Source organism: Azohydromonas lata NBRC 102462, assembly GCF_001571085.1.
Taxonomy (GTDB): domain Bacteria; phylum Pseudomonadota; class Gammaproteobacteria; order Burkholderiales; family Burkholderiaceae_C; genus Azohydromonas; species Azohydromonas lata.
Genome location: NZ_BCTC01000009.1, coordinates 38,653 through 60,961 on the forward strand (window position 1 = coordinate 38,653; position 22,309 = coordinate 60,961).

18 protein-coding genes are annotated in these 22,309 nt (G+C 71.5%); 12 read left to right on the top strand and 6 right to left on the bottom strand.

The window, feature by feature from the left end; genetic code table 11:
- Positions 1 to 114: 114 nt before the first annotated feature.
- The 8 genes from ALA01S_RS05380 (at position 115) to ALA01S_RS05415 (ending at position 11,304) form a co-directional block, all read left to right on the top strand.
- The gene (locus ALA01S_RS05380) at positions 115 to 1,068 is read left to right on the top strand and encodes a LysR family transcriptional regulator (protein WP_066333110.1); all 954 of its coding nucleotides are present in this window, start codon (positions 115 to 117) and stop codon (positions 1,066 to 1,068) included.
- Positions 1,069 to 1,202: 134 nt separating this feature from the next.
- Positions 1,203 to 1,895 (top strand): helix-turn-helix transcriptional regulator, encoded by a 693-nt coding sequence (locus ALA01S_RS05385; RefSeq protein WP_066333112.1) that lies wholly within the window; start codon positions 1,203 to 1,205, stop codon positions 1,893 to 1,895.
- Between the two features lie 126 nt (positions 1,896 to 2,021).
- A complete protein-coding gene (locus ALA01S_RS05390; RefSeq protein ID WP_157118778.1) occupies positions 2,022 to 2,459 on the top strand; it encodes a VOC family protein in 438 nt (145 codons plus the stop codon).
- Positions 2,460 to 2,712: 253 nt separating this feature from the next.
- The gene (locus tag ALA01S_RS05395) at positions 2,713 to 3,732 is read left to right on the top strand and encodes a GGDEF domain-containing protein (protein WP_066333113.1); all 1,020 of its coding nucleotides are present in this window, start codon (positions 2,713 to 2,715) and stop codon (positions 3,730 to 3,732) included.
- A 135-nt stretch (positions 3,733 to 3,867) separates the two neighbouring features.
- Entirely contained in the window at positions 3,868 to 4,638 is a 771-nt protein-coding gene (locus ALA01S_RS05400; protein ID WP_066333115.1) for a 5'-methylthioadenosine/adenosylhomocysteine nucleosidase, read from the top strand.
- 283 nt (positions 4,639 to 4,921) lie between these two features.
- Positions 4,922 to 5,809: a translesion DNA synthesis-associated protein ImuA gene (gene imuA / locus ALA01S_RS05405; protein ID WP_157118779.1), complete on the top strand. Its 888-nt coding sequence runs from the start codon at positions 4,922 to 4,924 to the stop codon at positions 5,807 to 5,809.
- Entirely contained in the window at positions 5,769 to 7,211 is a 1,443-nt protein-coding gene (locus ALA01S_RS05410; RefSeq protein WP_066333124.1) for a Y-family DNA polymerase, read from the top strand. The genes imuA and ALA01S_RS05410 overlap by 41 nt, the downstream gene beginning before the upstream one ends.
- A 424-nt stretch (positions 7,212 to 7,635) precedes the next feature.
- Positions 7,636 to 11,304 carry an error-prone DNA polymerase gene (locus ALA01S_RS05415; protein WP_084267245.1) on the top strand — a complete coding sequence of 1,223 codons (3,669 nt, stop codon included), beginning with the start codon at positions 7,636 to 7,638 and terminating at the stop codon, positions 11,302 to 11,304.
- A 122-nt stretch (positions 11,305 to 11,426) separates the two neighbouring features.
- Here the strand turns inward: ALA01S_RS05415 and ALA01S_RS32590 are convergent, their stop codons facing one another.
- A complete protein-coding gene (locus ALA01S_RS32590) occupies positions 11,427 to 11,711 on the bottom strand; it encodes a hypothetical protein (RefSeq protein WP_157118780.1) in 285 nt (94 codons plus the stop codon).
- 7 nt (positions 11,712 to 11,718) lie between these two features.
- Here ALA01S_RS32590 and ALA01S_RS05420 point away from each other — a divergent pair, with 7 nt between their 5' ends.
- Positions 11,719 to 12,060, top strand: a complete 342-nt coding sequence (locus ALA01S_RS05420; RefSeq protein ID WP_066333137.1) for a hypothetical protein — start codon at positions 11,719 to 11,721, stop codon at positions 12,058 to 12,060.
- Between the two features lie 153 nt (positions 12,061 to 12,213).
- Here the strand turns inward: ALA01S_RS05420 and ALA01S_RS05425 are convergent, their stop codons facing one another.
- On the bottom strand, positions 12,214 to 13,026 hold the full coding sequence (locus ALA01S_RS05425) for a sensor histidine kinase (RefSeq protein WP_157118781.1): 813 nt from the start codon (positions 13,024 to 13,026) through the stop codon (positions 12,214 to 12,216).
- Between the two features lie 471 nt (positions 13,027 to 13,497).
- On the opposite strand from ALA01S_RS05425, the gene ALA01S_RS05430 reads away from it, so the two are divergent.
- Together ALA01S_RS05430 and ALA01S_RS05435 are read left to right on the top strand one after the other, a co-directional pair.
- On the top strand, positions 13,498 to 14,925 hold the full coding sequence (locus tag ALA01S_RS05430) for a sensor histidine kinase (protein ID WP_169805856.1): 1,428 nt from the start codon (positions 13,498 to 13,500) through the stop codon (positions 14,923 to 14,925).
- Complete coding sequence (locus ALA01S_RS05435) at positions 14,907 to 16,310, top strand: sigma-54-dependent transcriptional regulator (RefSeq protein WP_066333145.1); 1,404 nt, start codon at positions 14,907 to 14,909, stop codon at positions 16,308 to 16,310. The genes ALA01S_RS05430 and ALA01S_RS05435 overlap by 19 nt, the downstream gene beginning before the upstream one ends.
- Positions 16,311 to 16,415: 105 nt before the next feature.
- On the opposite strand, the gene ALA01S_RS05440 is transcribed toward ALA01S_RS05435, so the two are convergent.
- The 4 genes from ALA01S_RS05440 to ALA01S_RS05455 form a co-directional block, all read right to left on the bottom strand.
- Positions 16,416 to 17,945 carry a DegQ family serine endoprotease gene (locus ALA01S_RS05440; RefSeq protein ID WP_066333148.1) on the bottom strand — a complete coding sequence of 510 codons (1,530 nt, stop codon included), beginning with the start codon at positions 17,943 to 17,945 and terminating at the stop codon, positions 16,416 to 16,418.
- A gap of 447 nt (positions 17,946 to 18,392) precedes the next feature.
- A complete protein-coding gene (locus ALA01S_RS05445) occupies positions 18,393 to 19,727 on the bottom strand; it encodes an ATP-binding protein (RefSeq protein ID WP_066333259.1) in 1,335 nt (444 codons plus the stop codon).
- Between the two features lie 14 nt (positions 19,728 to 19,741).
- Complete coding sequence (locus ALA01S_RS05450; RefSeq protein ID WP_066333150.1) at positions 19,742 to 20,401, bottom strand: response regulator transcription factor; 660 nt, start codon at positions 20,399 to 20,401, stop codon at positions 19,742 to 19,744.
- 85 nt (positions 20,402 to 20,486) lie between these two features.
- A complete protein-coding gene (locus ALA01S_RS05455; protein ID WP_066333153.1) occupies positions 20,487 to 21,218 on the bottom strand; it encodes a DUF2076 family protein in 732 nt (243 codons plus the stop codon).
- Between the two features lie 193 nt (positions 21,219 to 21,411).
- Between ALA01S_RS05455 and ALA01S_RS05460 the strand changes: the two genes are divergently transcribed.
- Positions 21,412 to 22,305, top strand: a complete 894-nt coding sequence (locus ALA01S_RS05460; protein WP_066333155.1) for an STAS domain-containing protein — start codon at positions 21,412 to 21,414, stop codon at positions 22,303 to 22,305.
- The last annotated feature ends 4 nt before the right edge of the window (positions 22,306 to 22,309 follow it).

The window sequence follows — 22,309 nt, forward strand, 5'->3', positions numbered from 1 at the left end:
GCCCGTGCCTGGGACGATGCAAACCACTGTAGGAGCGGCGATTCAATTGGAGAATTCGTTTGTTTGGATCAATTCATAGGCAAAGCAAATGAATAGTCGACGGCGGGGCACGCGATGAGCGAGCCGGATTTCTCCACGCGCCAGCTTCGCGCCTTCGTGGCGCTGGCCGAGACGCGCAACTTCACGCGCGCCGCGGCGCGGCTGCACCTGTCGCAGCCGGCGTTCAGCGCGCTCATACGCGCGCTGGAGGAGGCGTTGGGCGCCCGGCTGTTCGACCGCAGCACGCGCCACGTGGAGCCCACGGCCGAAGGGGCGCTGTTCCTGGACAGCGCGCAGCGGCTGCTGCGCGACCTGACGCTGAGCGTGGCCGACCTGGGCGAGCACGTGGCACGGCGGCGCGGCCGGGTGGCCCTGGCCGCGCTGCCGGCGCTGGCCGCGGGCTGGCTGCCGCCGCTGCTGGCCGGCTTCAGGCGCCGCCACCCCGGCGTGGAACTGGACGTGGCCGATGCGCTGTCGGAGGACTGCGTGGAGCGCGTGCGCGGCGGGCGGGCCGACTTCGCGCTGGCGGCGGTGCGCTCGGCCGCGCCGGAGCTGCTGGTGGAGCCCTTTTGCGCCGACCGCTTCCACCTCGTGTGCCCGCGCGGCCATGCGCTGGCGGCGCGGCCCGTGGTGGTGCTGGCGGACCTGGCCGGCGAGCCCTTCATCCATCTGGCGCGCAACAGCAGCGTGCGCCAGCACATCGAGTCGGCGCTGTGGGCCGGCACGGTGGTGCTGCGGCCGGTGATGGAACTGGAGCAGCTGGGCACCGTGGCGGGCATGGTGCGCGCGGGGCTGGGCATCACGGTGGTGCCGGCGCTCACGCTGTTCCATTTCGAGCACCCGGCGCTGGTGACGCGGCCGCTGCACGCGCCGGGGCTGCAGCGGCAGATCTTCTCCATCCGCCGCCGCGACCGCGGCCTGTCCGCCGCGGCGCAGGGCCTGTTCGACGAGCTGATGGACCAGCGGCCGCGCATGGAACCGGACGCGCCGCATGTGCCGGACACGCCGGGCGCGGCGCCCGCGGCCTGACGCCCCAGCCCGCCTTCAATCCGCCGCCAGCCCCGGCGGCGGCGCCGCACGCGAACGTGCCGCCCGCGCCGCGTCAGCCGCGCGCAGGCCCGCGTGCGCACAATGCCCGGCCTCGCCACCCACCGGCCCAACCCTTGTCCCGCTCCCAACGCCTGCTCGACCTGCTGCAGCTGCTGCGCCGCCACCGCCACCCCGTGGGCGGCGCGGCGCTGGCGCAGGCGCTGGGCATCTCGCTGCGCACCCTGTACCGCGACATCGCCACGCTGCAGGCGCAGGGCGCGCACGTCGATGGCGCGCCCGGCCTGGGCTACGTGCTGCGCGAGGGTTTCACCTTGCCGCCGCTCATGTTCTCGGTGGACGAGCTCGAAGCCCTGGTGCTGGGCTCGCGCTGGGTGATGGAGCGCGGCGACGCGCGGCTGGCCACCGCCGCGCGCGACCTGCTGGCCAAGGTGGGCGCGGTGCTGCCCGCGCCGCTCAAGCGCGAGCTGGAGGACAGCGCGCTGCTGGCCGGCCCAAGCGCGCCGCTGGTGGCCGGCGAGGCCGCGCTGCTGCCGCCGCTGCGCGAGGCCATCCGGCTGGAGCGCCGCCTGGAGCTGGACTACCGCGACGCCCAGGGCCGCTGCAGCACGCGCACCGTGTGGCCCTTCGCCCTGGGCTTCTTCGACCGCGTGCAGGTGCTGGTGGCGCACTGCGAGCTGCGCGGCGAGATCCGCCACTTCCGCACCGACCGCATCGCCGCGCTGCGCCCGCGCGAGGAGCGCTACCCGCGCCGGCGCCAGGCGCTGCTCAAGGACTGGCGCGAGCGCGAAGGCGTCGCGCAACCCTGAAGTGGCGCACGCGGCGTGCGCCGTGCGGGAAGGGCGCTGCACGCTGCTGACGGAATCTGTCACACCCCGCCGCGAGCATGGAGGCCTTCGACAAGCACTTGGCTTCAACGCCACGGGAGAGCCGCCATGACCCAGAACACCGCCGCCACTGCCCACACTGCCGACGCCACCGCCGCCCTCGCCGGCCAGGCCCTCAAGTCCGACCCCAACTTCCTGCTGCTGTACGTGCGCAGCGCGGTGGAAAGCGCCGGCTTCTACGCCGCGCTGCTGGGCAAGGCGCCGGTGGAGAGCTCGCCGACCTTTGCCCTGTTCGCGCTGGACTCCGGCGTGATGCTGGGCCTGTGGGGCGCCGGCGGCGTGGTGCCCGCGGCCACCGCGCCGGGCGGCATGGAGCTGGCCTTCGCGGTGCCGGACAAGGCGGCCGTCGAGGCCCGCCACGCCGACTGGACGGCGCGCGGCATCCCCGTCATCCAGCCGCCCACGGCCATGGACTTCGGCTTCACCTTCGCCGCGCAGGACCCGGACGGCCACCGGCTGCGCGTGTTCGCGCCCGGGGCGCAGTGAGGGTGGGCGCCTGAGCCTTTCGCGGCCCACGGCGCCGTCCAGGACCGCCGGCACCGTTGCATGACCCATCGGGAACGCCTGTTTTGCAAACCTTGCACGTTTGCAGCCCCTCCTCGGCCTCCATTCGGCGCTGCAAACGCCGAAAACAAGCGGTGGCCGAGTTTGCCCAAGCGCAAACAGGCTGGGTGAAGCGCCTGCGCGCCGCGTTTTGCGGCGAGAGCGGCTGCCGAGCCGGTGACAAAATGCAACGCAAATGACCATACTGATAGACCATCTCGCTGACATCACCGGCCATCGCGACCGCGAGCGGGCCGACACGTTGCTGCTGGACACGCTGCGCGAGCTGCTGGCGCCGGCCACGGTGGCCCTGCACCGCTGCACGGGCGACTCGCAGTCGCTGCAATGGCGTTCGCGCGTGCCCATCACCGGGCGGGGGCGGCGCGCCAGGGACACGGGGATGGTCACGCGCTTCGAGGCGCACCTTGTGGAGGAGGTCGACCCGGCCTGGATGGAGTGCCTGCGCCGCCACCAGATCCTGGAGGTGGATGGCCATCCCACGGTGATGCTGCTGCCGCTGGTGGTCACGGGGCAAGGCGTGGGCGTGGTGGAAGTGCGCAGCAACGGGGCGCTTGGGCGCCACACGCGGCAGACGGCGCGCGCCATCGTCCGGCTGTACGGCAATTTCCTGGCGCTGCTGGACTACGGCGAGCGCGACGCGCTCACCGGGCTGTTCAACCGCAAGACCTTCAACGAGTGCTTCATGCGCATCGTGCTGGGGTCCGCTCCCGGCGCGGCGGCCGCAGGCGAGGCAGCCGAGCCGCCGCTGAGCCACTACATGGCGGTGCTCAACCTGGACCACATGAAGAAGGTCAACGACACCTTCGGCCATCTGGTGGGCGACGAGGTGCTGCTCATCACCTCGCGCGTGATGCGCACGGCGCTGCGCACGGAGGAAGGGCTGTTCCGCTTCGGCGGCGAGGAATTCGTGGTGCTGCTGGAGGCCGTGGACGAGGAGTCCGCCCGCCAGGTGCTGGACCGGGTGCGCGAGCAGGTGTCGCAGCAGCACTACCCGCAGGCCGAGCGCGTGACGGTGAGCATCGGCTTCACCGAGCTGCGCCCAAGCGACCTGCCCACCAGCGCCATCGAGCGTGCCGACCGTGCGCTGCACCTGGCCAAGGCCAGCGGGCGCAACCGCGTCACCGGCCCGGCCGCGATGGCGCAGGCCGGGCTGGAAGTGGCCGCGGACTACGGCGGAGACGTGGACCTGTTCTGATCGTCGCGCCGCCCGCGCCGCGGCCGCGGTGCCCGCGCGGCAGGGCCCATACTCCCGCCCGCGCGCCGGCCTGCTGTGCCGGCGCACGTCTTCATACACAGGGACAGCGGGGCTTGCCCGCGGGAGGAATGAGCTATGGGTCGCCTGGCCATCGTGAGCGCCATTGACCAGGAACTGCGCGGGCTGCTGGCCTCGCTGCCCAATGCGCAGTGCGTGCGCCGTGCCGGGCGCGAGTTCTGGGTGGGCACGCTGTGCGGACACGACGTCGTGCTGGTGCGCTCGCTCATCGGCAAGGTGGCCGCGGCCACCACGGCGGCCGTGCTGCTGGAGCACTTCCAGGTGGACGCCATCGTCTTCACCGGCGTGGCCGGCGGCTTGGGCGCGGGCGTGCGCATAGGCGACATCGTGGTGGCCGACACGCTGCTGCAGCACGACATGGACGCCTCGCCCATCTTTGCGCGCTTCGAGGTGCCTCTTTATGGCCGCTCGCGCTTCGGCACGGACGCGCTGCTGTCGCGCCGGCTGGAGATCGCCTGCGCGCGGGTACTGTCCTCCATTGCCGCGGGCACCTGCTCGGAGCTGAGCACGGTGCAACTGGCCGGTTGCGGCGTGGCGCACGGGCCGCGCGTGCACCGCGGGCTGATCGTGAGCGGCGACCGTTTCGTGAGCAGCGCCGCCGAGGCGCAGGCGCTGCAGTCGGACCACGCCGACGCCCTGGCCGTGGAAATGGAAGGCGCGGCGCTGGCGCAGGTCTGCCATGACTTCGGCGTGCCCTGCGCGGTGATGCGCACGGTGTCCGACCGCGCGGACGACACGGCGCATGTCGACTTCAACCGGTTTATCGAGGACGTGGCCAGCCGGTATACGCATGCGGCGGTATTGGCGATGCTGGGGGCAATGGCGTAAGCAGGAAATTGTTCGTTGGTGTTTTGTCCGGGGATTTTGCGGCGGGTGCCGGTATTGGCTGGTATTAATAAGTCGCCGGCCATGAGATTCAAATGGTTCCTGAATCTTGATGGGCGGGCCGCCATAACGACGTCCTGATTCACCCGTTCCCCGTCCGTTGTGTACGCGCAGGCGTCAATCCAGGCGGCCCCTTGCAGAAAACTTGTTGCGCACGCACTACCGGCAGTGCGCAAACGGCCCAAAGTGTCGGATACTGTATGAAAACACAGTATTCAAGACACCCATGGCATTACCCCGCTCGTCGCCACTCGGTATTTCCCATTCCCTGGCGTCCTTGCCGCCCGCGGTGGCGGCGGGCCTGTGGCGGGGCAGCGAGATGGGGCAGCCGCCGGTGTCGGCCTGGGCCACGGGGTTTGAGGCGCTGGACCGCGAGCTGCCCGGCGGCGGCTGGCCCGGCGGGGCGCTGACGGAGCTGCTGCAGCCGCAGCCGGCCGTGCTGGAGTGGCGGCTGCTGGGCCCGGCGCTGGCCGCGCTGGCCGCGCGCGGCCAGCGGCTGGCGCTGGTCAACCCGCCGCGCCAGCCCAACGCGCCGGGCTTGCTGCAAATGGGCCTGGACGTGCGCCAGCTCGTGTGGGTGCAGGCCGACAGCCCGGCCCAACAGCTGTGGTGCACCGAGCAACTGCTGCGCGCCGCCGGCGCCGTGGTGGTGGCCTGGCTGCCGCAGGCGCGGCCTGAGCAATTGCGGCGGCTGCAGGGGTGCGCGCAAGGCGGCGGCCAGCGGCCGGCCTTCATCTGCCGCCCGGCCGCCGCGCGGCATGAAGCCTCGGCCGCACCGCTGCGGCTGCTGGCCGCGCCGGGCGCCACGCCCTGGGCGCTGAAGGTGCACCTGCTCAAGCGCCGCGGCCCGGCGCACGAGGGCGACATCGAGCTGCTGGCCGTGCCCCCCGGGCTGCGCGCGGTGCTGCCCGCGCGCGCCTGGCGCGGCGCGGGCCTGCCGCCGCAGCCCGTCGCCCCCAGCCGGCACGTTCCGGCGCCGCGGGTGGCGCCCGGGCCGGCGCCCGCGCTGGCCCATGTGGCCGCGCCGGTGCAGCCGGCGCTGGCCGCCCAAAGGTCCGCCACGGAGGCCGAGCATGCTGTGGGCCGCCGCCTGCACGCCCGCACCGCCCACTGAGGGCGCGCCAGCCGGCGACCCGCCCGCGCTGGCGGCGCTGTCGCACTGGGCCCTGCAGTTCACGCCGCGCGTGGCGCGGGTGGAGGAGGCGGTGCTAATGGAGCTGCGCGCCAGCCTGCGCCTGTTCGGCGGCGCGGCGGCGCTGCGCGCGCGCATGGCGGCCGAGGCGCTGGAGCTGGGCGCCTGCGCGCTGAGCTGGGGCGCCTCCACCGGGCTGGCCGCGCTGGCCCTGGCGCGCGCGGGGCACGCGGGCTGTACCGAGGCCGACGGCGCCATGGACGCCGCCACGCTGGCCGACAAGCCCGCCGCCGCGCCGCTGTGTGCGCTGCTGGATGGCCTGGCGCTGCACACCCTGAGCGCGGCGCGCGCGCACGTGCCCACGCTGCTGCGCACGGGCTGCAGCACCTTGGGCGGGCTGCGCCGGCTGCCGCGCGGAGGGCTGTCGCGGCGCTTTGGCGGGGAGCTGCTGCAGGCGCTGGACCAGGCCTATGGCCTGCGCCCCGAGGCCTGGCGCTGGTTCACTCTGCCGGAGACCTTCGCCCTGGAGCTGGAGCTGCCCTGGCGCGTGGAGCAGGCTCCCGCGCTGGCGCAGGCCGCGCGGCGGCTGCTGCTGGCGCTGTGCGGCTGGCTGGCGGCACGCCACGGCGGGGCCACGGCTTTCACCCTGTATTGGGCGCATGACGCGATGCGCAGCCGCGCGGCCGGCGCCGGTGGCGAGCTCACCTTGCGCACGGCCGAGCCGACGCGGGACGTGGCCTTCCTGCAGCGGCTGCTGGGCGAGCACCTCCACCGCACCGCGCTGCTGGCGCCCGCGGGCGCGCTGGGCCTGCGGCTGCAGCAGTGGCAGCCGCTGGCAGCGCCCGGCGCCGGGCTGTTGCCGGACGGCCGTGACGAGGGCGAGCCGCTGTCGCAGGTGCTGCAGCGGCTGTCGGCGCGCTTGGGCGAGGAGCGCGTGCGCCGGCCGCTGCTGGTGGCCGACCACCGGCCGGAGTGGATGCAGCGCTGGCTGAGCGTGCAGCAGGGCGCGCCGCGCCCAAGCGCGCTGCCGCCCGCGCAGGCCACGCTGCTGCCGCAGCCCGGTTTCGTGCTGGCGCAACCGTTGCGCCTGGCGCTCAAGGACAACCGGCCCGTCTACCAGGGCCCGCTGCAGCTCGTGGCCGGGCCGCACCGCATAGAGGGCGGCTGGTGGCACCGGCTGGGGGAGGAGGCCGGCCTGGAGCACGGCAGCGCGGGCGGCCAGGGCACGCCGGGCGGGCCAGGCGGCCAGAGCGCCATCGCCAGCGGCCACGTGCAGCGCGACTACTGGCTGGCCTGGAGCCCGCATGCCGGGCTGCTGTGGATCTTCCAGACGCGGCTGGCCGACGAGGCGAGCGCCTGGTATTTGCATGGGAGCTTTGCGTGAGGGCCCAAGCTGGGATGCGGCGGCACGGCGGGGGACAGGAGAAAAGGGGGAGGAAGGGGAAGAGAGGGTGGAGGCTGGCCAAACGCTGCATGCCGAAAGTAGCTCTGCGCATCAGCCGCAAGCTGATTGGGCACGCAACCTACTTCGTCATTCCCGCGGAGGCGGGAATCCAGGCGGCCCCACGCCAGAGCGTAGAGACAACAAAGGATCACCGCGGTTTTGTCCCCGGTACGCCGCCCCATGAGCTGACGGCCGACTTGGGGACCGCCTGGATTCCCGCCTTCGCGGGAATGACGGATCGGGGGGCGCTGCGCGTCCGCCTCCGGCGGCCGCTCACGGGTTGGCGTGCACTGCGTGTGCGCCCCTGGCTGGCCGTGTCACCACGGTCCCACGCCGACCTTGCCCGGCTCTGACCCTGCCTTCCATGCCCCCCAACAACAAGAACATCACCGCGCCCACCCCCGGCCTGCCCGCCTATGCCGAGCTCTGGTCCCTCTCCAACTTCAGCTTCCTGCGCGGCGCCAGCCACCCGCAGGAGCTGATCGAGCGCGCTGCCCAACTCGGCTACAGCGCGCTGGCGCTCACGGACGAGTGTTCGCTCGCCGGCATCGTCCGCGCCCACGTCGCGGCCAAGCAGCACAAGCTCAAGCTGCTGGTCGGTGCCCAGTTCAGGCTGCAGGCCGAGGAGGGCGAGGACGCACCGGCCCCCAACGCCGCCGACGCCGCCGCCACCCTCGTGCTGCTCGCCTGCAACTTGAACGGCTACGGCAACCTCTGCCAGTTCATCACCCGGCTGCGCCGCGCGGGCGACAAGGGCACTTACGCGCCGCTGCGCCTCTCCAGCCTGGACCCCGATGCCCTGGCCGACTGCCTGGTGCTGGCCGCCCCACCGCGCGGCGCAGACGTGCCCGCCATCGAAGGCCTGGCCCGCCGCCTGGCCTGGACTTTCACGAACCGCTGCTGGCTGCTGGTGAGCCAACTGCGGCAGGTGGACGACGCCCTGCACCTGGAGCGGCTGCGCGAGGTGGCCGCGCGCACCGGCGTGCCGCTGGTGGCCGCGGGCGACGTGCACATGCACCGCCGCTCGCGCAAGCCGCTGCAGGACGTGCTCACCGCCACGCGGCTGCGCCGCCCGCTCACCCTGTGCGGCTTCGGCCTGCAGCCCAACGCCGAGCGGCACCTGCGCACGCGGCTGCGGCTGGCGCAGACCTGCGCCCCGGAGCTGCTGGCGCAGACGCTGGAAGTGGCCGCGCGCTGCGGCTTCTCCCTGGACGAGCTGCGCTACCACTACCCCGGCGAGCTGGTCCCCGCGGGCCACAGCCCCGCCACCTGGCTGCGCCAGCTCACCTGGGAAGGCGCGGGGCGGCGCTGGCCGGGCGGCATACCGCCGGCGGTGCAGGCGCAGGTAGAGCACGAGCTGGCGCTGATCGGGGAGCTGCGCTACGAGCATTACTTCCTGACCGTGGCCGACATCGTGGAGTTCGCGCGTTCGCGCGGCATCCTCTGCCAGGGCCGCGGCAGCGCGGCCAACTCGGTGGTGTGCTTCTGCCTGGGCGTCACCGAGGTGGACCCCGCGCGCATGAGCCTGCTGTTCGAGCGCTTCATCAGCCGCGAGCGCAACGAGCCGCCGGACATCGACATCGACTTCGAGCACGAGCGGCGCGAGGAGGTCATCCAGTACCTCTACCGCAAGTACGGGCGCGACCGTGCCGCGCTGGCGGCCACCGTCATCACCTACCGCATGCGCAGCGCCGTGCGCGACGTGGGCAAGGCGCTGGGCCTGGCCGACGCCACCGTCGAGGCCCTGGCCCGCGACCACCAGTGGTGGGACGGCGCCCAACTGCGCGCCGAGCGGTTCGCCCAGCTGGGCCTGGACCCCGGCTCGCTGCTCATGCGCCAGTTCACGGCGCTGGTCGACCAGCTCCTGGGCTTTCCGCGCCACCTCTCGCAGCACACGGGTGGCTTCGTGCTGACGCAGGGGCCGCTGTCGCGCCTGGTGCCCATCGAGAACGCCGCCATGGCCGAGCGCACCGTCATCGAGTGGGACAAGGACGACCTGGACGCCGTGGGCCTGCTCAAGGTGGACGTGCTGGCGCTGGGCATGCTCACCGCCCTGCGCAAGGCGCTGGATTTCATCGGCCAGTTGAAGGGCCACGCCTTCGGCCTGCAGGACATCCCGGACGACGACGTCGCCACCTACGACATGGTGTGCCGTGCCGACACGGTGGGCGTCTTCCAGATCGAGAGCCGCGCCCAGCAGGCGATGCTGCCGCGATTGAGGCCGCGCTGCTTCTACGACCTGGTGATCGAAGTCGCCATCGTCCGCCCCGGGCCGATACAGGGCGGCATGGTCCACCCCTTTCTGCGCCGGCGCGAGGGCAAGGAGGCGGTGACCTATCCCGGCGAGGCCTTGCGGCAGGCGCTGGGCCGCACGCTGGGCGTGCCGGTGTTCCAGGAGCAGGTGATGCAGGTGGCCATCCTGGCCGCGGGCTTCACGGCCGGCGAGGCCGACGCACTGCGCCGCAGTATGGCAGCGTGGCGGCGCAAGGGCGGGCTGGAGCAGTACCACGACAAGATCGTGCGCGGCATGACGCAGCGGGGTTACGACCCGGCGTTCGCCACGGCCATCTTCGAGCAGATCAAGGGTTTTTCGGAGTACGGCTTCCCGGAGAGCCACGCGGCCTCGTTCGCGCTGCTGGTCTACACGAGCTGCTGGATCAAGTGCCGGCACCCGGCAGCCTTTCTGGCGGCCATGCTCAATTCGCAGCCGCTGGGCTTCTACACACCCTGGCAGCTCGTCCAGGACGCGCGGCGGCATGGCGTGGAAGTGCGAGCGGCGGACGTGATGGCAAGTGATTGGGACTGCACGCTGGAGGGGGCGGGCTTGGAGGCGGAGGCGGGCGAGGCAGCGAAGGCGGCGGCGGAGGCAGCACAGGCACAGGCACAGGCACAGGCACAGGCACAGGCACAGGCACAGGCACAGGCACAGGCACAGGCAGCGGAGGCGGCAGAAGCAGAAAGGCAGGAAGGGGTGGAAGGGGCGGAAGGGTGCCCGCAAACCGATGACCCATGGCATCCCGACAGCCAAGGCGCTTCGCCCCCCACTTCGTCATCCCCGCGCAGGCGGGGATCCAGGCGGCCCCACGCCAGAGCGCAAGAGCACCGGCAGGCCGCACGAACCCAGGACGCCGCTCACGCCAAAGTGATTTCTCCCGATCCGCTTGGGGGCCGCCTGGATTCCCGCCTGCGCGGGAATGACGAAGTAGGGGGCGGTGCCGGCCAGCTCACAGCAAACGCTTTGCAAGCCCGCAAGCGCTGCAGTGGTCCCGACGACCGCGTCGTTCCCATTGGTCCCATCGGCCCAAGCAGCCCAAGCAGCCCAAGCAGCCCCGCCGTGCGCCTGGGCCTGCGCATGGTGGCGGGCCTAAGCCAGGAGGCGGCCATGCGCATCGCCCAGGCCCGCGCAATGCGTCCCTTTGACGACGCGGAAGACCTGGCCCGCCGCGCCCGGCTGGATGCGCGCGACATCCGCCTGTTGGCCGGCGCCGACGCGCTGATGAGCCTGGCCGGGCACCGCCGCCAGCAGGTATGGGAAGCGGCGGCGTGGACCACGCTGCCGGCACTGCTGGGCGACGCGCCGGTGAACGAGGATTTCATCGAGCTGCCGCCCGCCCCGGAGGGCGAGGAAATCGTCTTCGACCACGCCGCCACGGGCCTGACGCTGCGCCGCCACCCGCTGGCGCTGCTGCGCCCGCTGCTTGAGGAGCGGCGCCTGCTGTCCGCGGCGCAGTTGCTGGAACAGCCGCACGGCCGACTGGTGCGCGCCTGCGGCCTGGTGACGCTGCGCCAGCAGCCCGGCACGGCCAAGGGCGTGGTGTTCGTGACCCTGGAGGACGAAACCGGCGTGGTGCAGGTGGTGTGCTGGAAGCGCATCCGCGAGCGCCAGCGCGAGGTCTTATTGCGCTCGCGGCTGCTGGCGGTTTATGGGCGGTGGCAGAGGGAAGGGGAAGTTTGCGCCCTGGTCGCCGGGCACCTTTTGGACCTGACCGGGCTGCTGGGCAGGTTTGTGGCGGGGAGCCGGGATTTCAGGTGAGGGGAAATATGTTCGAACGGGAATTTTAAGTGGGGAAAAATCTGGTTTTTCTGAAAATAATTTGCTTTAACTCAAATGTTTCTCGTTTTATTGCGGCAACGGCTGGTTGCGTGGAATAGTTGTCACTCAAATCTTTCGAATGGCATTTCGAGGCTGTTGAGTGCGGCATGAATATTTCCGTGGGTCTGTGAAGTGAGAATTACAAGTAAACCAATGAAAACTCCTTTGAAATTCCTGGTTGCCTTTTTCATCAGCGCATCGTCAATTGCCGTGCAGGCCAGATCGCCCACGGATGAGCCATGCCAGTATTCCGTGAGCAGGCCGATTCCTTTTGCCGCTCCCACGGCGCAAGACCGGCTCACGGTTAGCATCGGGCCGGGCCCATGCCATTTGGCCAGGCTGTCCATTACCGTCATGTCCGACCAGGGCAAACTGCTGTACAGCTACGCGTCACCCTTGTCGCCTCACATCGGCATGGATATCAACCATCCACAGTGGGCCACGGAGGCACGCCGCTTTGCGGACGACACCGTGGCCTATACGCTGGTCAGGAAAAATGACCGCCCCGTGCCCAAGGCGCGCTCCGTGGCGGAAGAGGGCGACCCGATATTCAAGGTCTCGCTCAATATCTACAAACGCCTCATGGCCAGTGGCCAGCCCATGCTTTACCACTCGACCTACTATGAAGGCGGTCAATACGTGGTTTTCGATCCGGAGATTGGCAAGGCGCGCGTGGTGGCTGAATCCGGGCTTTGACGAACGAATAAGGCGGACTGTTGGGCCGTGCCATGATTTTCCGGGCGATGCGCAGTGACGTGAAACTGCTGGCGCTGCGCGCGCTGCCGACCCCGGGCGGCGGCTTCCGGTTGTTCCTGCGCCGGGTGTGAGCCTGGGGCGGCTCTCCGGCGCTCAGGCGCCGGGCTGCACCGGGCCGTCCGCCGCCAGCGGCAGCGCCGCGACCAGGACCCGGCCCAACCCGTGCGGGTGTGCCTGCGCCCACAGCCGTCCGCCGTGCAGCTCGATGACGAGCCGCGCCAGCGACAGGCTCACGCCCGGCGCCTGGTCGGCACTGTGCAGCAGGTCGTCCTCGGGGCGCGGAGGCTGAAGGCCGTCCTGCGGCAGCCCGCCGGCGTGCTCGGCCACGGTGGCCATGGCACTGCCGCCGCGGCCGTGCACGGCCAGGCTGATCTGCGCGCCGGCCGAGGGCGCATGGCGCGAGGCCTCCTGCAGCAGCGCCGTGAGCGCCTGGGCCAGCCGCGGCGCGTCGCCCTCCACCCACATGGCGCTTGGGCCGGCGTCCACGTGCAGCGACTGCACGTGAGCGGACAGCAAGGGCTGGGCCGCGGCGGCGGCCGCCTCGGCCACGGACTGCAGGCTCAAGCGCTCGCGGTGCAGCGGCAACTGGCCGGCGCGGGCGCGGGCCAGGTCGTCCACCTCGTCCATCAGCCGCATGAGGTGGCTGAGCTGCCGGTCTATGAGCGGGTTGACCTGCGCGGCCAGCGCGTCCTGGCTGCCCTTGACCCGCTGCAGCAGCGAAAAGCCGCTGCGCAGCGAGGCCAGCGGGTTGCGCAGCTCGTGGGCCAGAGAGGAAAGGAAACGGGTGCGAAAGCGCCGTTCCTCGTCGAGCTGCGCCAGCGCGGCCTGCAACTGCTGGTGCACGTCCGGCGGCTGCGCGGCGGGCGCGGCGCAAATGTCTGGGTCGTCGGCCTCGGCTTGATTCATGTCGGCATCCCGCGGGCGGTGTCTGTGGTGGTGCGCTGCGCCAGGCTCCTCGTGCAGGTCCTGCGCGCGGCAGCCCATGCGCCAGGACCGCGGGAGGCTAGCACCGGCCAGGCGCATGCCCGGGCGGGCACGGCGCAGGAATCCGCACGCACCGCCAACTCCCACCGGAAAGCGCGGCGCCATGGCGTGCAGGCTCTTGGGCCATCGGGGCAAAACTCGCGGCCCCGGTGGGTCAATTCACCCAGCCGCCGCAGCACTGCGCCGCCAAGGCCTTGATTTCATGGGCGCCGGCCGCTGGCACGCCTCCAGCAAGCCGCCATGCGTCTGTGCCGCAGACGGCAGCACGCCGCTTGGGCGCGGGCCGACGCAGGCAACTTGTGCAAGGAGGTCTGGGCATGGGCCGGTGGCGCCGGGCTGGCGAAGTGGACGCGCTCGCGGCGCAGGCCCGGCCGCGCAAGGTGTAATGCCGCCATGACAGCTCCCGCATTTCTCGCGGCCCTTTGGGCGCCGTTGCGGCTGGCCGGCCGGCTCAACCTGCTGCACCGCTTCTCGCTGGTGAGCTTCATCGCGGTGGCGCTGGTGAGCGTGGCGCAGGCCGCGCTGCTGGCGCGCTACATCGAGAGCCAGTTGCTGCGCCACGACGCCGAGCTCAGCCGCCAGCTCGTCCAGAGCATCGTGGACACGCAGGGCGTGCAGGACTATTTCGAGCGCGGCGAGGCGTCGGGCTCGCGCGCGGGCTTCGAGGAGTTCTTCGGCCACATCGCCGCCATGCCTGACGTGCTGCGCGCCAACGTCTGGGGGCCGGATGCGCGGGTGCTGTGGTCCAGCGACCCGGCGCTCATCGGCCGGCGCTTCGAGCACAACGACGAGCTGGAGGAGGCGCTGCAGGGCCACACCGTCGTCCACCGCGGCCAGGTCTCCGGCGACCAGCCCGTGGGCAAGGCCGAGCACGAGCGGCTGGCGCGCACGCAGACCCACTTCGTCGAGAACTACCTGCCCGTCTACCCCAGCGCCATGGACGCGGGCCCGCCCATCGGCGTGGTGGAGCTGTACCGGCTGCCCAGCAGCCTCAACGCCGTGCTGCGCAGCAGCGCGCTCATGGTGTGGGCCAGCGCCATTGCCGGCGGCGTGGTGCTGTACCTGTCCACGCTGGGGCTGGTGCGCCGTGCCAGCCGCCTCATGCAGCAGCAGCGCGCGCGCATGGTGGAGGCCGAGGCGCTGGCGCTGGTGGGGGAGATTGCCGCCTCCGTGGCGCACAGCATCCGCAACCCGCTGGCCTCCATACGCTCCGGCGCGGAGCTGCAGGTGGAATTGGGCGCGGAGGCGCCGGGCGAGATCGCGCGCGAGACCGTGGCGCACGTGGACCGCATCGAGCACCTGGTGCGCACGCTGCTGAGCTACACCCGCCAGCCCGGCGAGGTGCAGGGCACGGCCGAGGTGGCGCCGGCGCTGCGCGAGGCGGCCGAGCGCTTCGCTCCGAGCTTCAGCGCGCAGGGCAAGCAGTTCACCTTCGAGGCCGGCGCCGCGCTGCCGCCGGTGCACGGCGAGGCCGTGGTGCTGGTGCAGCTCGTCAACTCGCTGCTGGCCAATGCGCTGGAGGCCACCGCCGCGGGCGACCGCGTGGCGCTGCGCGCCTGCACCGAGGGCGATCACGTCGTGGTCGAGGTCACCGACAGCGGCCCCGGCATAGAGGCCCAGCGGCTCGTGGACGTGTTCAAACCCTTCCACACCAGCAAGCCTCGCGGCCTGGGCATGGGGCTGGCGCTGGTCAAGCGCGCGCTGCAGCGCCTGGGCGGCGACGTGGACATCGACAGCCGTCCCGGCTGCACGCGGGCACGCATGCGGCTGCGGCGCGCGGACACCGTGCAAGGAGAAACGCCATGGCGCAGGCCATCCTGATCATCGAGGACGAAACGGCGCTCGCGCGCAACCTGAGCGTCTACCTGCAGCGCGCGGGCTGCGAGGTGCGCGTGGCCGGCTCGGCGCTGGAAGGTTTCGCCCTGCTGGAGGACTTCAAGCCCGGCGTCGTCCTGCTGGACCACAACCTGCCCGGCATGAGCGGGCTGGAGGCGCTCAAGCGCCTGCGCGCCGCGGACGCGGGCATGCACGTGGTGATGATGACGGGCCACGGCAGCCTGGAGCTGGCGGTGGAGGCCATGAAGGCCGGCGCGGCGGATTTCCTGACGAAGCCGCTGGTGCTGGGCGAGGTGAAGCTGCTGCTGGAGCGGCTCACGCGGCAGGACCGGCTGGAGCAGGCCGTCGATTACTACCGCGCCCGCGAGGCGCGCGACAGCGGGCTGGACAAGATCGTGGGCGACTCCCCGCCCATGCGCGCGATGAAGCAGACGCTGCGCACGCTGCTGGAGGCCGAATCAAGGCTGCAGGACGGCGAGCTGCCCGCCGTGCTGGTGGTCGGCGAGACGGGCACCGGGAAGGAATTGGTCGCCCGCGCCCTGCACTTCGACGGGCCGCGCAGAAGTAAACCCTTCGTGGAGCTGAACTGCGGGGCCTTGCCGGCGCAACTGGTGGAGGCGGAGCTGTTCGGCTACGAGCGCGGCGCCTTCACCGACGCGCGCCAGCGCAAGGTGGGGCTGCTGGAGACGGCCGGGGACGGCAGCGTGTTCCTGGACGAGATCGGCGAGGCCGAGCTGTCCACGCAGGTGAAGCTGTTGAAGCTGCTGGAGGACCGCCGCATGCGCCGCCTGGGCGGCCTGCGCGACACGCCGGTGACGGCGCGCGTGATCAGCGCCACCAACCGGCCGCTGGAGGACATGGTGCGCGAGGGGCGCTTCCGGGCGGACCTGTACTTCAGGTTGCGCATCGTGGAGCTGCGCGTGCCGCCGCTGCGCGAGCGCGGCGAGGACATCGTGCAGCTGGCGCGCCATTTCCTGGCGCTGCACGGGGCGCGCTACCGCAAGCCGGGCCTGGCGCTGACGGCCGAGGCCCAGGCCGCGCTGCGCCGCCACACCTGGCCGGGCAACGTGCGCGAGCTGCGCAACGCCATGGAGCAGGCCGTGCTGGTGGCGCAGGATGCGGCCGTCACGCCCGCGCTGCTGCACCTGGCGCCGCAGGCGCTGGCGCCTTCGCTGTCGGCGGGGATGTCCGCGGGCCTGGGGCTGGCGGACGAGGAGCTGAACCTGGAGCGCATGGAGCGCCACCTCATCGAGCAGGCGATGCAGCGCAGCGCCCACAACGTCAGCGCCGCGGCGCGGCTGCTGGGCATCTCGCGCGACACGCTGCGCTACCGGCTGGAGCGGCTGCAGGGGCGGGAGACGGCGGCGTGAGGAAGCTGCAGGCCCCAGGCGCAGCCGTCCGCCCACAAAAAAAGGCCGGCGAAACCGCCGGCCTCAAAGTGCCGCCGCCCTGGAAGGTGGCGGCGGGGGAAGGAATCAGCCTATGCGCACGGGCACGAAGATGCGGCTGTCGCCGCGCTGTATGAGCAGCGCCACCGACTTGTCGGACTTGGCCACGGCCTCGCGCACCTGCTCCACGCTCTTGACCGGCGTGCCGTTGATGGCCACCAGCACGTCGCCGGGCTGCACGCCGGCGCGCGCCGACGGGCCGGAGGACTGCTCCACCACCAGCCCGTTGGTGACGCCGCTGCCGCGCAGCTCCTGCGGCTGCAGCGGGCGCAGCGCCAGGCCCAATTTCGCCTGCTGGCCGGGGGCGGCCTGCTCGGCCTCGGCCACCTTGGCCGGCTTCTCGGCGGCGTCGCCGAGCTTGGCGCTGATCTCCTCGCGCTTGCCGTGGCGCCACACCTCCAGCGCCACCTTCTCGCCCGGGCGGGACTGGCCGATGACGGCGGGCAGGTCGCCGGAGGAGACGATGGCCTGGCCGTCCACCTTGCGGATGACGTCGCCCACCTGCAGCCCCGCCTTGTCGGCCGGGCCGCCGGGGTCCACGCTGGCCACCAGGGCGCCTTCGGGGCGGTCGAGCTTGAAGGAGTCGGCCAGGCTCTGGTTGACCTCCTGGATCGCCACGCCCAAGCGCGCGTGGCTGGCCTTGCCGGTGGCCACGATCTGCTCCTTGACCTTGGTGGCCAGCTCTATGGGGATGGCGAAGGACAGGCCCATGTAGCCGCCGGAGCGGCTGTAGATCTGCGAGTTGATGCCCACCACCTCGCCGCGCGCGTTGAAGAGGGGCCCGCCGGAGTTGCCGGGGTTGATGGCCACGTCGGTCTGGATGAAGGGCACGTAGCCGTCGTCCGGCAGCGAGCGGCCCTTGGCGCTGACCACGCCCACGGTGACGCTGTTCTCGAAGCCGAAGGGCGAGCCCATGGCCGCCACCCATTCGCCCGGGCGCAGCTCGCGCGTGCTGCCCAGCGGGACGACGGGCAGATCCTTGGCGTTGATCCTGATGACGGCGACGTCGGTCTTGGGGTCCTCGCCCAGCACCTTGGCCTGGAACTCGCGCCGGTCGGTGAGCTTGACCGTCACTTCCTTGGCGCCGTGGACGACGTGGGCGTTGGTGAGGATGACGCCGTCGGCGCTGACGATGAAACCGGAGCCCTGACCGCGCATGGGCTGCTGCTGGGCGCGCGGGTTGGGCGCGGCGAAGCCCGGCGGGCCGAAGCGGCGGAAAAACTCGTAGAAGGGATCGTTCGGGCTCATGCCCGGGGGCATGGCGCCCTGCGGCGCGGCGGCCTGGTCTTCGTCCTCGTCGTTGCTGGCCGAGCGCATGCCGGTGACGGTGATGTTGACGACGGCGGCGCCGTGGCGCTCGGCGATCTGCGAGAAGTCCGGCGCGCCGGTGACGGGCGCGATGGGCGCGGCGGCCACAGCCGCGGTGGGAGCGGTGTTGGCGGGGATGGCCGCCCCCGCATGGTGGCTGCTGATGAAGGTGGCGCCGGCGCCGCCGATCACGCCGGCCGCCAGCAGCGACAGCGTCAGCCGGGCAGGGGAGAGGGAAACGGTGCTCATGGATCGCACTCCTCGAACAGGTTTGTCGTTTGACATGCAACCAATGTGCAGCAGGGCGCTTAGGTGGTACTTAAGTTCTGATGATGGGTTTTGAGGGTGGGCTGAAAGGAGATGGCGCGCGCTCGCGCCGCATTGCAGCCAGGGAAAACTGAGCCGCAAGCCGCAAGCCGCAAGCCGCAAGCCGCAAGCCGCAAGCCGCAAGCCGCAAGCCGCAAGCCGCGCCCACTACTTCGTCATCCCCGCGTAGGCGGGGACCCAGGCGGTCCCCAAGCTGGCCGTGAGAACAGGTGTTGGTGCACCACGGGGCAAAACCCTGCGTTCCTGCGCTCTGGTGTGGGGCCGCCTGGATTCCCGCCTTTGCGGGAATGACGAAGTGGAAGGCGAGCCCCTTTGGCTCACGTGATGCATGAAGACGTCAACGACCCCCGACATTGCTTCGTCTGCCCTTCACCCCCTCGCCCTGAACTCCACCTCCACCCGCAGCCCGCCCAGCCGCTGCGACTGCCCAAGCCGCAGCGCCGCCCCATGCAGCTCGGCAATCGCCTTGACGATGGCCAGCCCCAGGCCGCTGCCCGGCGCCTCGGTGCCGGGCACGCGGTGAAAGCGGTCGAGCACGCGCTCGCGCTCCTCCTCGGCAATGCCCGGGCCGCTGTCCTCCACGGCCAGCAGCAGCGACGCGCCCTCGCGGCGCACCGTGAGGTCCACCGTGCCGCCTTCGGGCGAGTACTTCAGCGCGTTGTCCAGCAGGTTGCGCATGAGGATGCGCAGCGCCTCGGCGTGGCCGTCCACCTCGCCCGCGTCGGCCTGGGGCACGCCCAAATCCATGCCGCGCGCCTGCGCGGCGGGCATGGCGTCGGCCACGGCCATGCGCGCCACTTCGGCCAGCGCCACGGGCTGCGCCGGCACGGCAGCCGCTCCGGCCTGGTGGCGGGCCAGCACCAGAAGCTGCTCCACCAGCCGCGTGGCGCGGTCTATGCCGGCGTTCAGCCGCTGCGCGGCACGCTCGCGCGCGGCATCGTCGCCCGCACGCTGCAGGCCCTGCACCTGCAGCTTGAGCGCGGCCAGCGGCGAGCGCAGCTCGTGCGCCGCGTCGGCCACGAAGCTCTTCTGCGCCTCGAATGCCTGCCGCACGCGCGCAAACAGCAAGTTCAGCTCGTTGACCAGGGGACGAATTTCGTCGGGCAAATCATGCGCGCCGACCTCGCTCAAGTCGTCGGCCTGACGCGCGGCCACCTGGCGGCGCACGCGCTGCACGGGCGCCAGCGAGCTGCTGACCACGGCCCAAGCCACCAGCATGAGCAGCGGCGCCAGCACCACGATGGGCGCCACGGTGCGCAGTGCCAGGTTGCGCGCCATCTCGCGGCGCACGGCCATGTCCTGCGCCACCTGCACCACCTGCGAGCGCGTCTGCAGCGAGAAGACGCGGTAGATCGTGCCCTGCGCCTTCACGTCGGAAAATCCCAGCACGGCGCGCTGCGGCAGCGCGGCGCGGCGGGCGGACTGGAAGACGCGCAGCCCGTCGGCCGTCCACACCTGCACCATGAACTCGAAGTTCTCGGCCTCGTCCACGTCCACGTCCGGCGGCAGCGCGCCGCGCGCCGTCAGCCCCGGACGCAGCGCCAGGGCCGTCTGCTGCATGTGGTAGTCGAAGATCTGGTCGGCCTCGGCGCGCGCCGTGCCGTAGGCCACCACGCCTTGCGCCAGTGCCGACACCACGATGGCCACCAGCAGCAGCCCCAGCAGCCGCGTGCGCAGGGAATGCTGCAAGGAAGACGCCCGCATGGCCGCAGCCTCCTTCACGCCTTGGGCACCATGTAGCCCAGGCCGCGCACGTTCAGGATGAGCTCCGCGCCCAGCTTCTTGCGCAGGCCGTGGATGTAGACCTCCACGGCGTTGGAACTCACGCCGTCCTTCCAGCCGTAGAGCTTTTCCTCCAGTTGCGTGCGCGACAGCACCATGCCCGGGCGCGCGATCAGCGGCTCCAGCACGGCCCATTCGCGCGCGGACAGCACCACCGGCTGCCCGCCCACCGTGGCCTCGCGCGTGGCCGGGTCGAGCGCCACGCCCAGGTGCTCGTACACGGGCTCGGCGCGGCCTGCGGCGCGGCGCAGCAGGGCGCGTATGCGCGCGAGCATCTCGTCGAGGTCGTAGGGCTTGAGCAGGTAGTCGTCGGCGCCCGCATCCAGGCCCTCGATGCGCTGGGCCACGGCGTCGCGCGCGGTGGTGATCAGGACGGGCGTGCGGTCCTTGCGGGCGCGCATGCCGCGCAGCACCTCCAGGCCGTCGCGCCGCGGCAGGCCCAGGTCCAGCAGCACCAGGTCGTAGGTTTGGGTGCGCAGCGCCGTTTCGGCCATCTCGCCGTCCTTGACCCAGTCCACGGCGTAGTGCTCGGCGCGCAGCAGGTCCAGCACGGCCTCGCCGATCATCGTGTCGTCTTCCACCAGCAGCAGGCGCATCTCTACAAGGTCTCCGTTCAGCGAATCAACGCATCAGCGCCTGAGCGCTTGAGCAAACCACGGCCGCAAGTGTGCCCGGCGGGCCTCAGGCCCAGTCGTCGCCGCCGTCATCGAATTCGCCCCCGTCGCCCAGCATGTCGCCGCCGAGCAGGGAGCCGCCGCTGGCGAGCGGATCGTTGGCCGGGTCCAGGAAGTCGTTGCCGCTGATGGCGTCCAGCGGCGCCTGCATGTCGCCGGACAGCAGCCCGGCGCTGCCGCCCTGGTCCAGCAGGCCGTTGGAGGCCTGGCCGCCACCGTGGCTGTGGAACAGCGAGTCCAGCCCGTGAAAGAGCAGGCTGCCGCCCAACACGCCGGCACCCACGGCCGCGGCGTTGCGCAGGAAACCGCCCGCGGCAGAAGGTGCGGCGCTGGTGGATACGCCCTGGCCGTAACCCGGGAGATTGCCCAGGGCCGGCCCGGTATTCACCCCGGGCTGCCAGCCGCCGGATGGCGCCGCGGACGGGCGCTGCGGCGCCTGGACCGCGGAAGGCACGGGCTGCGAGGGCTCGTAGCCCGCACTGGCCTGGTAGGGGTTGTGCGGCTGGGCTGGGTCCTGCGCTTGTGAGCGGGCCTGGCGCAGTTGTTCCAGCTCGGCCTGGGCGCGCTCCAGCGCGAGCTCCAGCATGAGGGTGCGCTGCATCAGCAGGTAGGGCGCGTCGGGGCGCACCTTCAGCAGCGCAGCCAGCTCCAGGGCGGCGTCCTCGTCCTGCGGCGCCTCGGCCTGGCGGGCCAGCCGCGTGACCAGACGCGCGACGCGAAGTTTTTCCTCTGCATTCATGAAAAGGTCTCCTGGTGGTGATTGCGCCGGAGGCGCCGCCGGTGCGGCGGCAAGGCGTCAGCGTGGTCCAATTTAGGGAGCAACCCTTAGGCCCTGCTGAATCCCGGTGTGTCTCCAACGCATGCAATCCCCCTGGGGAGGGACGCCAATCCCCCTATCATGTCCTTGATAACCCTAGAGGAGAGGTTCACCCATGGCACAGGCCGGCACGCAGGTCACCACACAACTGCTCAATGCCCACGAAGCCGAGGTGCTGCAGCAGTGGCTGCAGCAGCTCAAGGAGGACGGGGCGTTGCAAAGCGGCCGCATACGCGAAGGTGAGTTGCAGACGCAATGCAGCCAGTTCCTGCGGTTGCTGCGCGATGCGTTGAGCGGCGGCACACACGACATCGACTCTTCCGCCTTCGCCGCGGTGCGCGACCTGCTGGCCGACATCTCGGCCTCGCGGGCCACGCAGGGCTTTTCCCCGCGCGAGACCACCCTCTTCATCTTCTCGCTCAAGCAGCCGCTGTTCGACGTGTTCACGCGCCACGGCGGCGCCGACGCGCAGGCCACGCTGCAGGCCAATTGGAGCCTGGGGCTGCTGCTGGACAAGCTGGGCCTCTACACCATGGAGGGCTACCAGAAGACGCGCGAGGAGCTGATCGTGCGCCAGCAGCAGGAGATCGCCGAGCTCTCCACGCCCGTGATCAAGCTGTGGGACGGCATCCTGGCGCTGCCGCTCATCGGCACGCTGGACAGCCAGCGCACGCAGGTGGTGATGGAGAACCTGCTGGAGTCCATCGTCCAGCAAAGCGCGGGCATCGCCATCATCGACATCACCGGCGTGCCCACGGTGGACACGCTCACCGCGCAGCACCTGCTCAAGACGGTGGCCGCGGCGCGGCTCATGGGGGCCGACTGCATCATCAGCGGCATACGGCCGCAGATCGCGCAGACCATGGTGCACCTGGGCGTGGAGCTGGACGTGGTGTCCAAGGCCACGCTGGCCGACGCCTTCGCGCTGGCGCTCTCGCGCCAGGGCCGCACGGTGGCCAAGCGGCGCGCGGCGGACGTCCCGGCCGGCTTCAATGCCCACCAGGGCTGAGCCC